Source organism: Lysobacter sp. Hz25 (assembly GCF_046097045.1).
Taxonomy (GTDB): Bacteria; Pseudomonadota; Gammaproteobacteria; order Xanthomonadales; family Xanthomonadaceae; genus Lysobacter; species Lysobacter antibioticus_B.
In genome coordinates this window covers 5,468,526-5,482,359 of the sequence record NZ_CP175666.1, presented here as the reverse complement: position 1 = coordinate 5,482,359, position 13,834 = coordinate 5,468,526, and the positions used below count along the sequence as shown (strand labels likewise).

The 13,834-nt window shown below is 65.8% G+C and carries 8 protein-coding genes; 6 read left to right on the top strand and 2 right to left on the bottom strand.

The window, feature by feature from the left end; all coding sequences use genetic code 11:
- The first annotated feature begins 110 nt into the window (after positions 1-110).
- The 5 genes from ACKN61_RS22570 to ACKN61_RS22550 all read left to right on the top strand — a co-directional run bounded on the left by ACKN61_RS22570 (position 111) and on the right by ACKN61_RS22550 (position 9,252).
- Positions 111-3,257: an efflux RND transporter permease subunit gene (locus ACKN61_RS22570; protein ID WP_408951326.1), complete on the top strand. Its 3,147-nt coding sequence runs from the start codon at positions 111-113 to the stop codon at positions 3,255-3,257.
- Between the two features lie 299 nt (positions 3,258-3,556).
- Entirely contained in the window at positions 3,557-3,766 is a 210-nt protein-coding gene (locus ACKN61_RS22565) for a hypothetical protein (RefSeq protein WP_408951325.1), read from the top strand.
- Between the two features lie 231 nt (positions 3,767-3,997).
- Positions 3,998-5,641, top strand: coding sequence for a multicopper oxidase family protein (locus ACKN61_RS22560; RefSeq protein WP_408951324.1), 1,644 nt, complete (start codon positions 3,998-4,000; stop codon positions 5,639-5,641).
- A 41-nt stretch (positions 5,642-5,682) separates the two neighbouring features.
- A complete protein-coding gene (locus ACKN61_RS22555) occupies positions 5,683-6,459 on the top strand; it encodes an FKBP-type peptidyl-prolyl cis-trans isomerase (protein ID WP_408951323.1) in 777 nt (258 codons plus the stop codon).
- A 1,062-nt stretch (positions 6,460-7,521) separates the two neighbouring features.
- Entirely contained in the window at positions 7,522-9,252 is a 1,731-nt protein-coding gene (locus ACKN61_RS22550; protein WP_408953894.1) for a DNRLRE domain-containing protein, read from the top strand.
- Between the two features lie 205 nt (positions 9,253-9,457).
- Here the strand turns inward: ACKN61_RS22550 and ACKN61_RS22545 are convergent, their stop codons facing one another.
- Both ACKN61_RS22545 and ACKN61_RS22540 read right to left on the bottom strand, forming a co-directional pair.
- Complete coding sequence (locus ACKN61_RS22545) at positions 9,458-9,913, bottom strand: hypothetical protein (RefSeq protein ID WP_408951322.1); 456 nt, start codon at positions 9,911-9,913, stop codon at positions 9,458-9,460.
- Between the two features lie 261 nt (positions 9,914-10,174).
- Positions 10,175-11,644 carry an alpha-L-fucosidase gene (locus ACKN61_RS22540; RefSeq protein WP_408951321.1) on the bottom strand — a complete coding sequence of 490 codons (1,470 nt, stop codon included), beginning with the start codon at positions 11,642-11,644 and terminating at the stop codon, positions 10,175-10,177.
- Between the two features lie 299 nt (positions 11,645-11,943).
- Between ACKN61_RS22540 and ACKN61_RS22535 the strand changes: the two genes are divergently transcribed.
- Positions 11,944-13,407, top strand: a complete 1,464-nt coding sequence (locus ACKN61_RS22535) for an alpha-L-fucosidase (protein ID WP_408951320.1) — start codon at positions 11,944-11,946, stop codon at positions 13,405-13,407.
- Positions 13,408-13,834: the final 427 nt, after the last annotated feature.

Sequence of the window (13,834 nt, the reverse complement as noted above, 5' to 3'; positions counted from 1 at the left end):
CTGCTCGTCACGCAGCGACGGCCGACCGCACACCACGCCAATCCCGGCCGACGTCCTGGCGACGTCGGTTGCGACCGCTTGCGGCCCCGTGCCGCACCCAGGACTCTGTCATGGATTTCTCGCGCTTCTTTATCGACCGTCCGATCTTCGCGGCGGTGCTGTCGATCCTGATCTTCGCCGCCGGCCTGATCGCGATCCCGCTGTTGCCGGTCAGCGAATACCCGGATGTGGTGCCGCCGACCGTGGTGGTGCGCGCGGTTTACCCGGGCGCCAACGCCAAGGTCATCGCAGAAACCGTGGCCACACCGCTGGAAGAAGCGATCAACGGCGTGGAACGGATGATGTACATGAAGTCGGTGGCCGGTTCCGACGGCGTGCTCGTCGTCACCGTGACCTTCAAGCCCGGCACCGACGCCGACCAGGCCCAGGTGCAGGTGCAGAACCGGGTCAGCCAGGCGTTGGCGCGTCTGCCCGAGGATGTGCGGCGCCAGGGCGTGACCACCCAGAAGCAGTCGCCGACCCTGACCATGCTGGTGCACCTGATCTCGCCGGACGGCAAGTACGACTCGTTGTACCTGCGCAACTACGCGACCTTGAAGCTCAAGGACGACCTCGCGCGGCTGCCCGGCGTCGGCCAGATCCAGATGTTCGGCAGCGGCGACTACGCGATGCGGATCTGGCTCGACCCCAACCGCATCGCCGCGCGCGGCCTGAGCGCGGGCGACGTAGTGCGGGCGATCCGCGAACAGAACGTGCAGGTTTCGGCCGGCCAGCTCGGCGCCGAGCCGATGGCGAACCGCAGCGAGTTCCTGATCCCGATCAACGCCCAGGGCCGCTTGCATAGCGAAGCCGAGTTCGGCGGCATCGTCATCAAGAGTGGCGCCGGCGGCGAGTTGGTGCGGCTGTCCGACGTGGCCCGCATCGAACTCGATGCCGGCGACTACAGCCTGCGCGCCCAGCTCGACAACCAGGACGCGGTCGCGATCGGTCTGTTCGAGGCGCCCGGCGCCAATTCGATCGGCCTGTCGAACGCGGTGCGCGCGCGCATGAGCGAGCTCGCACGGACCTTCCCGCCGGGGCTGGAGTACCGCATCGTCTACGACCCGACCGTGTTCGTGCGCGACTCGATCAAGGCGGTGGTCACGACGCTGCTGGAAGCCGTCGCCCTGGTGGTGCTGGTGGTGATCCTGTTCCTGCAGACCTGGCGCGCTTCGATCATCCCGCTGCTGGCCGTGCCGGTGTCGGTGGTCGGCACCTTCGCCGCGCTGTATCTGCTCGGTTTCTCGATCAACACCCTGAGCCTGTTCGGCCTGGTGTTGGCGATCGGCATCGTCGTCGACGACGCGATCGTGGTGGTGGAAAACGTCGAACGCAATATCGAAGAAGGCCTGACCCCGCTGGCCGCGGCGCACCAGGCGATGAAGGAAGTGTCCGGCCCGATCGTCGCGATCGCCGTGGTGCTGTGCGCGGTGTTCGTGCCGATGGCCTTCCTGTCGGGGGTGACCGGTCAGTTCTACAAGCAGTTCGCGGTGACCATCGCCATCTCGACGGTGATCTCGGCGATCAACTCGCTGACTTTGTCGCCGGCCCTGGCCGCGAAACTGCTCCAGCCGCACGGTGCACCGAAAGACGCGCCGACGCGCCTGATCGAGCGCCTGTTCGGCTGGCTGTTCCGCCCGTTCAACCGCTTCTTCGCGTCGAGCTCGCAGAAGTACCAGGGCGCGGTTTCGCGCGCGCTGGGCAAGCGCGGCGCGGTGTTCGTCGTCTATGCGTTGCTGCTGGTCGGCAGCGGCCTGATGTTCAAGGCCGTGCCGGGCGGCTTCATCCCGATCCAGGACAAGCTGTACCTGATCGGCGGGGTGAAACTGCCCGAAGGCGCCTCGCTCGCGCGCACCGATGCGGTGATCCGCAAGATGAGCGCGATCGCGATGTCGACCGAAGGCGTGTCGGCGTCGGAAGGCTATCCCGGCCTGAACCCGCTTCAGTTCACCAACACGCCCAATACCGGCACCCTGTTCTTCGAACTCGACGGTTTCGGCGAGCGCGAGCGCAGCGCCGAGGCGATCAACGCCGAGCTCAACGAGAAGTTCGCGGCTCTGCAGGAAGGCGCGGCGTTCTCGTTCATGCCGCCGCCGATCCTTGGCCTCGGCGCCGGTTCGGGCTATGCGCTGTACATCCAGGACCGCAGCGGCCAGGGCTACGGCGAGCTGCAGAACGCGCTCAACAGTTTGAGCGGCGCGGTCGCGCAGACCCCGGGCATGGGCTATCCGATCAGCACCTACCAGGCCAACGTGCCGCAGCTCGACGCGCGCGTCGACCGCGCCAAGGCCAAGGCCCAGGGCGTGCCGCTCGACGAACTGTTCGATACCTTGCAGACCTATCTGGGCTCGGCCTACGTCAACGACTTCAACCGTTTCGGCCGCACCTACCAGGTCATCGCCCAGGCCGACGGCGCCCACCGCGACAGCATCGAGGACATCGCCAACCTGCGCGTGCGCAACGTCGACGGCGCGATGGTGCCGCTCGGCTCGATGGTGAGCCTCGGCGAAACCTACGGCCCCGACCCGGTGATCCGCTACAACGGCTATCCCGCCGCCGACCTGATCGGCGAATCCGACCCGCGACTGTTGTCCTCGAGCGAAGCGATGCAGTCCCTGCGCGAACTGGCCGCCAAGCACTTGCCGAACGGCATGGTCATCGAGTGGACCGACCTGAGCTATCAGCAGGCGACCCAGGGCAACGCCGCGCTGATCGTGTTCCCGCTCGCGGTGTTGCTGGCTTTCCTCGCGCTCGCAGCCTTGTACGAAAGCTGGACCCTGCCTTTGGCGGTGATCCTGATCGTGCCGATGACCTTGCTGTCGGCCTTGTTCGGCGTGTGGTTGAGCGGCGGCGACAACAACGTGTTCGTACAGGTCGGCCTGGTGGTGCTGATGGGTCTGGCGTGCAAGAACGCGATCCTGATCGTCGAATTCGCCCGCGAACTGGAACTGCAGGGCCACGGCATCGTCGAGGCGGCGCTGGAAGCCTGCCGTCTGCGTCTGCGCCCGATCGTGATGACCTCGATCGCCTTCATCGCCGGCACCGTGCCCCTGCTGATCGGCCAGGGCGCCGGCAGCGAAGTGCGCGCCGCCACCGGCATCACCGTATTCGCCGGCATGCTGGGGGTGACCTTGTTCGGTTTGTTCCTGACGCCGGTGTTTTACGTGGCGTTGCGGACATGGGTGGCGCGGGGGGGCGGCGGCGCGGGCTTCCGCTGACGCGATTGCTTTCGGGTAGGAGCGACGCGAGTCGCGACCGCGTTGCTTCGGTCTTGCGGCGTGGCCGACTGCAGCCCTGTAGGAGCGGCGTAAGCCGCGACCGCGCTGTGTCCTGCTGCGGCGCTGCTTACCGCATTGCGGTAAAGCAACATCAAGATCTAAAGCTTCCGTCCGCTGACGCGGCCGGGTTACTTTCTTTTGCTAAGCCCAAAAGAAAAGTAACCAAAGAAAAGGGCTTTCCTTGACGAAGCTCCCCTGCGAATACATAGCTCGCGCCGGGATTTTTCGATAGGACATCCATGTCCTATCGAAAAACGGCGCACGTCCTGTGCGCCGCCCTCCGGGTCTACGATCGCATCGCGAGTTCCGCGCTGCGCCAAGCTTTCACGGCAACGGCAACGGCAACGGCAACGGCAACGGCGGGCCAGGGGCTTGCGCTTGGGGTAGGGGCGACGCAAGTCGCGACCGCGGTGTTTCGGTTTCGCGGCGTTATCGACTGCAGCCTGTAGGAGCGGCGTAAGCCGCGACCTCGTGGTTTTAACCTCGCGGCGTCATGGTCGTGCGGGTGGGCGCTGCGGGCTGATCCAGATCGCTGCATCTTGTTGAGATCGCGGCTCGGGCCCCGGCCGGAATGATCACCGAGTTGATCGGCGTCACAGAAGCGACGCGCGTCTGCAACATTTGCAACATGGGCTGTGGATGATGGCGGGTCGCCTGACGCTTCCGGGGATGCCCTACCGATGACCGACCCGCAACGCCGCCGCTTCCTGGTCGGGCTCACCGTGGGCGGTGCGGCGACCGTCGCCGGGCCGCTGGCGCTGTGGCGCTGGACCGGCGGTCACGGGCATAGCCTCGGTTCGGGCCCGGCGCCGAAGTTGGCGGAGTTGGCGCCGGATGCTCGCTTCGTGCAGCCGCTGCGCTTGCCCGGTGCCGACGGCCTGCTCGCCGAGGTCGATCTGAAGCAGCCGCTGCGCTTGCTGGCGCAGACGCTTTCGGTGGGGCTGTTCCCGGGCCCGGCGACTTCGCTATGGGCTTACACCGGCCGTGTCGGTGCGCGCGAGGTCGGCAATCCGTTGCTGCATGCGCGCCGTGGCGACACGGTCGAAGTCGAACTCGACAATCGCCTGGCCGAGGCGACCACGATCCATTGGCACGGCCTCAGCATCGACGAGGCCAACGACGGCAGCGGCCTGCATCCGGTCGCACCCGGCGCCCGCCGCAGTTATCGCTATCGCGTCGACAACCGCGCCGGCCTGTACTGGTATCACGCTCATCCGCACGGCCGCACCGGCGTACAGTTGCAGCGCGGCCTGGCCGGTTTGCTGTTGGTCGAAGACGAGGAAGAGCGCGCGTTGCGCCAGCGCCTCGGCATGCGCTGGGGCGAGCGCGATCTGCCCTTGATGATCGCCGACAAGCAGGTCGGCGCCGACAACGCCATCGTCTACAAGGACGGCGCCGACGACTGGATCGGCAACCGCGTCCTGGTCAACTGGACGCCCGAGCCTTACCTCGACGTGATTCCGGCCTGGTATCGCTTCCGTCTGGCCAATGTCGCCAATGCGCGCATGCTGCGGGTGGCCTTCGTGCAGGGCGATCAGGTGCTGCCGATGCAGTTGATCGGCACCGACGGCGGCCTGCTCGCCCAGGCCTGGCCGGTCGACGATGTGTTTCTCGGGCCGGCGCAGCGCATCGACGTGCTGGTCGACTTCGGCGCGCTCACGCCCGGCCAGCGGGTGATGCTGCGCAGCCTCGACTACGTGGCGATGGAGAACGAGGACGAATCCGGTGCCTTCCTGCCCGATCCGATGGCCGATCATCCCGGCGCCACGCCGATGGGCGCCGCGTTGGACCTGATGGAACTGCGTTTGATCGAATGCGCGACCGAACGCCGGCCGCCGACGCGGCTGCCCGACCTGAGTGCCTTGTCGAAGATCGACCCATTGCCCGACACCGCCGACTGGCCGGTGCGCGCCTTGCGGCTGCGCATGGACGAGGCCGGGCGCTGGTTCATCAACGACTGGAATTTCCACGACAGCGGCCACGAGCCGTCGTTCTCGGTGCGCCGCGGCAGCCGCGAGGTCTGGGAAATCCGCAACAGCATGACCAGCATGCCGCACCCGATCCATCTGCACGGTTTCCAGTTCCGCGTGCTCTCGCGCAGCATCAGCCCGCCGGATATCCGCGGCCGCCAGGTCGCGCCCGGCGGGCTGACCGCGCAGGACCTGGGCTGGAACGACACCGTCGTGGTCTGGCCCGGCGAGATCGTGCGCCTGGCCATCGACTTCGCCCAACCGCTCAGCGGCACCCATCGCTACATGCTCCATTGCCACAACCTCGAACACGAGGACATGGGCATGATGCTGACCTTCGCGGTGACCGACTGATTTCGCCGTCCCGATCGATGCCCCTGCACTACGGAGTTGCCATGCGCCACGATTTCCTGCGTCCGACCCTGCTCGCCACCGTCCTGGGCCTGGCTGCATGCACGCCGCCTGCGGGCGGCCCAGCCCAGGGCGATGCCGCCAGCGATACCGCCGGCACCGCACTGACCGCGGCGGAGCTCGACAGCGAGAAGGCCCGCATCAGCTACATCGTCGGCCGCGATTTTGCCCGCAGCATCGAACCGATCCGCGGCGAACTGGACCAGCGCATCGTGTTGCGCGCGATCCGCGACGCCCAGGCCGGTGCGCCGATGTTGTACGACGAGGCGCAGAGCAAGAAGATCCGCGAAGGCTTCAGCGAGCATCTGCGCAACAAGCGCGACGGTGAGCTCAAACAGCTCGCGGCGCGCAACCTCGAAGCCGGCGACGCCTTCCTGAAGAAGAACGCGAAAGTCGACGGCGTGGTCAGCACCGCTTCCGGTCTGCAATACCAGATGCTGCGGGCGGGCAAGGGCGCGCACCCGAAAGCCAGCGACACCGTGCGCGTCAACTACGTCGGCCGCTTGCTCGACGGCAGCAAATTCGAGAGCACCTACGACACCGATCATCCGGCCGAATTCGTCCTCGCCCAGGTCATGCCGGGCTGGACCGAAGCCGTGCAGCTGATGACGCCGGGCAGTCAGTACCGCTTCTGGATTCCGGCCAAGCTCGCTTACGGTGAGCCGGGACTGCCTGGGCAGATCGAACCCAATGCGACGCTCGTGTTCGAGATCGAATTGTTGGAGATCGCAGGGCAGGGGGCGCCGACGCAGGGGGAATGAGGGCTGCGGTCGAGGCCGGGTTTGTTCTTTGATCATGTAGGTCGCGGCGCCAAGCGTAAAGAGACTTGCCGCATTTGCTTCGATTCTGTTTGCCGCTTTCCGCTTTTCGTGTGAATAGAAGACCCAGAGGGCGGCCCGCATGGATGCGGGCCGTTTTTCATCGGGACAGGGATGTCCCGTATGAAAAATCCCTGCGGATGCATCGATCGTGCGGGCCGGTGATTCAAAAGAAAGCATTTTTCTTTGGTTACCTTTCTTTTGTTGCTTATGACAAAAGAAAGTAACCCGCCGCTTTAGTGGCGGAAGCTTTTGGCGTTTGATCTTGCTTCGCTTCTAAAAAGCTACAAGCAAGTGCAGAGCTTCCGTCCGCTCACGCGGCCGGGTTACTTTCTTTTGCTAAGCCCAAAAGAAAGCTAACCAAAGAAAAGGGCTCTCCTTGCAAGGGCACAGGCCACGAGTGCGATGCTGTCGCCGGGATTTTCCGATAAGACGTCCCTGTCTTATCGGAAAACGGCGCACGTCCTGTGCGCCGCCCTACGGGTCTACGGTTGACCGGCAAAGCAGCAAAGCAGATCAAAAATCTCGGCAACGGCAACGGCAACGGCAACGGCACTTCAACGTCGCAGCTGACGTAAATCGCGGAGCGACCGCAGTCGCGGCTTGCGCCGCTCCTACCCCGCGAAAGTGCGCCGCTTCGATGGGCGTCATTTGCGCCATGGCCTCTACTCATCCCTTGGTCGCGACTCACGTCGCTCCTACAGGGGAAGGATTCGCAGGGTCCTGCGGAGCAGTTGCAGAGCTCGCGGCGGCCGATGCCCCGTGCCAGCGGCACAGCCAGCGGCACACATCGAAGCCCCCAGAAAGCACATTGTTTTCGTCGGTTTCGGCGACCGCTCGTCGGCCAGTCATCGATCTGTGACGGCAACCGCATGCGCCGCCTTAACAGGCGCGGAATTCGTCGCAATCGTGTAGTCGTTTAGCGGCCACACTCCGCAACGTTCGCGGTCCGCCCGGACCCGCACCCGCCCGCCATCACCGTTACGGAGACAGCCAGTGAACCCCATGCTCAAGGGCCTGCCCGCCCAGGGCGCGATCGCCTCGTTGTTGATCGCCGCCGTTCTCGCGCCCGCATCGGCCAGCCAGCGCACGCTGCAGCTGTCCGAGGACGACACCCTCAGCAAGCCGGTGCCGGCGCCCAAGGCGACGCCGTTGGCCAAGGCCGCCGCGCTCGACCGCGTCTGCGAAAGCGGCGCCAAGTGGATGCGCCTGGGGTTCAAGCAACTCAACCTGAGCGGCTACGACTCGCTGGTGCTGACCAGCAGCGGCGGCGACCGCGTGGTGTTCGAAGGCAAGCACTGGAACGACCGCAGCTTCCATACCCGCGCCCTGCGCGGCGATTGCGTCGACATCAAGCCGTATTTCAGCCAGCCCGACAGCGCCTTCCAGCTCGACCGCTACGAATACAGCACGACGGCGCTGGAACTGGCGAGCGTGGTCGTGGCCGGCGCCGGCGACATCTGCGACACCAGCGGCACCGCGTGCAAGGGCACGTCCGACCTCATTGTCTCGATCAACCCGACCGCGGTCTTCACTGCGGGCGACAATGCCTACGACAGCGGCACGCTGAGCGAATTCAACAACCGCTACGCGCCGACCTGGGGCCGCTTCAAGGCGTTGACCAGCCCCTCGCCGGGCAACCACGAGTACTACACCAGTGGCGCCAGCGGTTACTTCGATTACTTCAATGGTGTCGGCAACGCCGACGGCCCGGCCGGTAATCGCAGCAAGGGCTATTACAGCTGGGACGTGGGCGATTGGCACTTCATCGCCTTGAACACGATGACCGGCGGCACGGTGTCCTCGACCCAGATCACCTGGCTCAAGAACGATCTCGCCGCCAACACCAAGCCCTGCACCGCGGCGTATTTCCATCACCCGCTGGTGAGCCGCGGCAGCTACAGAGGCTACAGCCAGGTCAAGCCGTTCTGGGATGCGCTGTATGCGGCCAAGGCCGATCTGGTCCTGGTCGGCCACGACCACAACTACCAGCGCTACGGCAAGATGAATCCGAGCCAGGCCGCGGCCAGCGACGGCATCCGCCAGATCCTGATCGGCACCGGCGGACGCGCCTTCTACGATATCGACGGCAGCCATGCCTCGCTCGAGGCGAGCAACGACAACACCCACGGCGTGCTCAAGCTGACCCTGACCGCGACCGGCTACACCGGCGACTTCGTGCCGCGAGCCGGCAGTACCTACACCGATCACTTCAGCGGCACCTGCAACAAGGGCGGCAATCCCTCGCAGTCGCTGACCCTCAACGCAGTGCGCGACGTCACCGTCAAATCCGGCGGCACCCGGGTCAACTCGACGGTGCTGTATGCCGACGGCAGCGACGGCGGCCAGCAATTGCGCGGCCTGATGGGCTGGAACGTCAGCGGCGCGGCCGGCCTCAACCTGACCTCGGCGCAGGTGAAGCTGCAGGTCAGCGACCGTTCGACCGGCGTTTACGACTTGTACCAGGTGACGACCAGCTGGAGCGAAAGCAACGCGACCTACAGTGGCGCCACCCTCGGCACCAAGCTCGGTTCGGTCACCCCGAGCGCGACCGGCGCCCAGTACGTCAGTCTCAATGCCGCCGGCCTGCAATTGGTGAAGAACTGGGCCGCCGGCACGGTTGCCAATAACGGCATGATCCTGGTGCCGGCCTCGGGCGTCACCGACGGCGTCGACTGGTCCTCGCGCGAAGGTGCGAATGCGCCGCAGTTGTTGTTGAGCTACACGACGCCCTGAACCGGCGCTCCGAAGCGGCGTTTGAGCGGCCGACGATCGCACCGTCGGCCGCTGCGATGGGTGTCGCACGATGTCGTCGCGACGAACCAGCCTCCAGCGCCGCAGCAAGCCTGCGGGCGCTGGACACCGGACGATGCCGTTGCCGGCGACGGCAATGGCGATTCGCGTTGCGGCAGATCGAATACCGATCGATGGGTGTTGCGGGTCAGCTCATCGCCTGCAACAGCGTGCGCGATCCGACGCCGGCGCCGATCATGAGCTTGACCGATTCCTTGATCCGGTCCGCGCCGCCGAGTTTGACCGCGGCGACCAGACGCTCGCCGATGGTTTTGCTCTCGTCGGTGGAATGCGCCTGCGCGCCGAGCACCGCGAAACCTTTCTCGGTCAGGCGATAGCGCAGGGCCATGTGGACGAAGGCCACGCCGTTCAAGGACTCTTTCACGCAGGCGCTGCTGCGCAGATAGCCTTCGTCGAGCAACCATTCGAACGTGGCGCCGCAAGCCAATACCGCGGCGGCCATGTCTTCGCGATTGGCCGGGTCCAGGCCTGGGATATGTCGCGCCGATTCCTCGGCGTTGAAGCGGGCTACGACGGGATGCTGTTCGAGCGCCGCTGCACAGATGCGCGCAGTGGCAATGCTGAAAACTTCGATATTTTTCATTGATGACGCCCCCTGACGTCCTTGCTATTTACGAGGGGCTTACGTCAACGCCGCGTGATGGAAAAAACACATAAGGATTTGAATATCAAGGCGATTTATTGATGCGCGTCTCGTCGAATCTGTGACTGCCGATGTGCGGCCATCAACAATCTGACCCACTACGGCAGATGCACGCCAACAGCGGCATCCGCGTTGGCCCACAGCGTCAGGCAGGCCGGGCCGCGCGCACAAAACGGCACAACTTCGTCGCAATCGACGGCGTCAGGACTCTGTCGGAACCAGCTCGATCACGGTGTCGATCGCGTCGGGCAACTGCTTGGGCAACTCGACGATCAACTGCCGGCCTTCGCGCCGCGTCGTCAATGCCGCGCCGCCGTCGAGCAGACGTGCGCGACGGGCACCGTCGACGTCCAGGCGCAAGCGGCCGTCGGCAGGGCGTTCGAACACGTGCAGATACATGCGGTCGGTTTTCGCGGTGATACGCCCCCAGGCGACCGCGTCGAGCGGGCTGGCCTGGGTGGCGTAGACCGATTCGCCGTTGCGGCGCAGCCAGGCGCCGATCTGTTCGAGCCGGGTCGCGCTGGCCTTGGGCACGCTGCCGTCGACCTCCGGCCCGATGTTGAGCAGGAAGTTGCCGCCCTTGCTGGCGGTGTCGACGAGGTTGCGGACCAACTCGCGCGTCGATTTCCACTGGTCGTCGAGCGCGCTATAGCCCCAGGTGCCGTTCATGGTCATGCAGGCTTCCCAGTCGACGCCGGCCATGCCTTGTGCGGGAATCGCCTGCTCGGGCGTGGTGAAGTCGCCGTGCGCGCGATCGAACCAGCGCAGGCTGCCTTGCGGGTCGTCGTAGCCGAGCGAACGGTACAGGCGGTTGTTCATGACGATGCCCGGTTGCGCGGCGCGCACCATCGTCATCAGCTCGCTCGCGCGCCAGGTCTCGCCTTCGGCGCCGGGGTTGGAATAGTCCCACCACAGCACGTCGATCGGGCCGTAGCGTTCGACCAGCTCGCGCACCTGCGCCTGCAGGAAATCCTGATAGGCCTTGAGGTTCGCGCGCTGGGCGTAGTCGGGATCGTCCCGGTCGGTGGCTTTCTCGAGCGGATGCGGCAGAGGGTGTTCGAGGCGGGCGAAATCGCGATACGGGTAGGCCGGGTGATGCCAGTCGATCACCGAGTGATACAGACCCACCTTGAGGCCTTCGGCGCGCGCGGCGTCGACGATCTCGCGGACCAGGTCGCGGTCGACCGCGTCTTTCGCATCGAAGCGCGTGACTGCGCTGTCGTGCAGGGCGAAGCCTTCGTGGTGCTTGCTGGTGAACACCAAATACTTCGCGCCGGCGTCCTTGGCCAGCTTCGCCCATTCGCGGGCGAAGCCGGGCTTGGGCTTGAACAGCGGCAGCATCTGCCGCGCGTATTCGTCGGTCGGCACGTGCGCATTGCGCTGGATCCACTCGGCCGAGCCCTTGATCGCTTCGCCGTTCCAGCGCCCGGCCGCGCCCGAATACAGGCCCCAATGCACGAACATGCCGAAGCGCGCCTCGCGCCACCAGCGCATGCGCGCATCGAACGCGGCCTGGCTCTCGCTCGGCGCCGCCACCACCGGTGCGGGCGCGTCGGCGGCCGGCGTCGCAGCTATTGCGCTGCCGGCCGTCGCCCACAGGGCGCCAAGCAACGCGGCGGTGAGGGACGCTCGATGGGTCGAACGATGCAGGGGACGACGCGTAAACGACATGCTATTGCTCCGGCGGTGACGAACCGCTGGCATCGGAACAGACCGATGCCGATGCGGTCAACCGTTGCGCATCGTCGATCGGCCACCGCCATCGCGAAAGCGATAGGGCTTTTGACGCAGTTGCGAATCTCCAAAAAATTCCAATGCGTGTCAGGCATTGCATAAGCGTGCGTGTGGATTCGAATACGCATGCGGATTCATCCACGCACGCCTGTGAGCGACGCGCGACTGCGACTAGACTCGGATTATCGAACACCGCCGCGGACCGCATCGGTCGCGGCCGCTACGCGAGGAGTTCCATGGATCGACGTCGTTTCCTGATCGCCGGCGGTGCCGGCGCCGTGGCCTTGAGCGCCGCGCCCTCCGCCCTGGCGCAGCTCGAACCGCAAGATGTGAAACCCACGGTAAAGTTGCGGCCGCGTCCGACGCCGCAGCAACTGGCCTGGCAACGCGAAGAGCTGGCGCTGTTCGTACATTTCACCGTCAATACCTTCACCGATCGCGAATGGGGCGAGGGCGATGAGGACCCGCAGGTGTTCGCGCCGACCCAGCTCGACGCCGGGCAGTGGGCGCGTGCGGCCAAGGCCGGCGGTTTCCGCAGCCTGATCCTGACCGCCAAGCACCACGATGGCTTCTGCCTGTGGCCGACCGCGACCACCGCGCACAGCGTGCGCAGCAGTCCCTGGCGCGACGGCCGCGGCGACGTGGTCCGCGAGTTCGTCGATGCCTGCCGCGCCGAAGGCCTCGGCGTGGGGTTCTATCTGTCGCCCTGGGACCGGCACGAACCGCGCTACGGCAGCGGCCAGGCCTACGACGATTTCTACATCGCACAGCTGACCGAGCTGTTGAGTAACTACGGCCCGGTGGTCGAGGTCTGGTTCGACGGCGCCAACGGCGAAGGCCCGAACGGCAAACGCCAGGCCTACGACTGGCCGCGCATCCATCGCACCGTGCGCGAGTTGCAAGCCGATGCGATCGTGTTTTCCGATGCCGGCCCCGACGTGCGTTGGATCGGCAACGAACGCGGCGTCGCCGGCAGCACCTGCTGGGCCTCGGTCGACCCGGCGCGCGTGCCCTATGCCGGCTTCGACCGCCCCTGGGTCGGTGAAGCCCTGCAGCAGGGTGACCCTTACGGTTCGGTCTGGCGCCCCGGCGAAACCGACGTTTCGATCCGCCCGGGTTGGTTCTGGCATGCGGCCGAGGACGCGAAGGTACGCAACCCGCAGCAGCTGATCGACCTGTATTTCAGCTCGGTCGGGCGTAACAGCAAGTTGCTGCTCAATGTGCCGCCGACCCGCGAAGGCCGCTTCCATGCCACCGATGTCGCTAATTTGGCTGCGTTCGGACAGCGGCGCCAGGCCCTGTTCGCCGGCGGCAATCTGCTCGTTGGGGCGCGGCTGCGCGCGAGCGCGAGCGCCGATGGCCATGCGCCCGCGCGCGTGCTCGACGGCGAGGCGGACTCATATTGGGCGCCGTCCAGCGATGCGCGCAGCGGCTGGATCGAGTTCGAACTCGAACGCGAGATCGAATTCGACCTGCTGTGCCTGCAGGAGGCGATCGCTCACGGCCAGCACATCGCCAACCACCGCGTCGAACGTTGGCGCGACGGTGCCTGGCAGCCGTTTTCCTGGGGCACCACGATCGGCTACAAGCGCCTGGAACGGTTCGACCCGGTGCGCACGCGACGCCTGCGCGTAAGCATCGAACACGCTTACGACACGCCGCGTCTGGCGAGCGTCGCCGTGTATCGCAGCCCGGGTTGATTGCTGATTGAGCGCGATGCCTGTGCTTGCAGGGTAGGAGTGGTACGAGCCGCGAAAAACCAAAGCGATGTATGCAAGCGTGCTGACAGAAGCGGAGATGCTCCAAAGCCCTGTACCTGCCCAAGTGTCCGCGGCTTTGGACACTGGCGTGGTATTCGGCTGCTCCGGTTGGTCGCGGCTCGCGCCGCTCCTACCCCAAAGGACGCCGCAGTTCCGCAAACTGAACTGAAATTCAGCCGCACCCGTGCTAAGGTGCGCGCCAGAAGGGGAGTAGCTCCCGCTGTCGTATCGTCATTACGGGCTTACCGCCCCGGTGCGACAGGCGTCCGGACCTTGGATCGATCGATCCGGCCGTACGCGGGCAAGACCTTCGCCGCCAGCGGCGAAGCGCCCATCCTCCCCGATTCCTTCCGGATGAATGACGCCT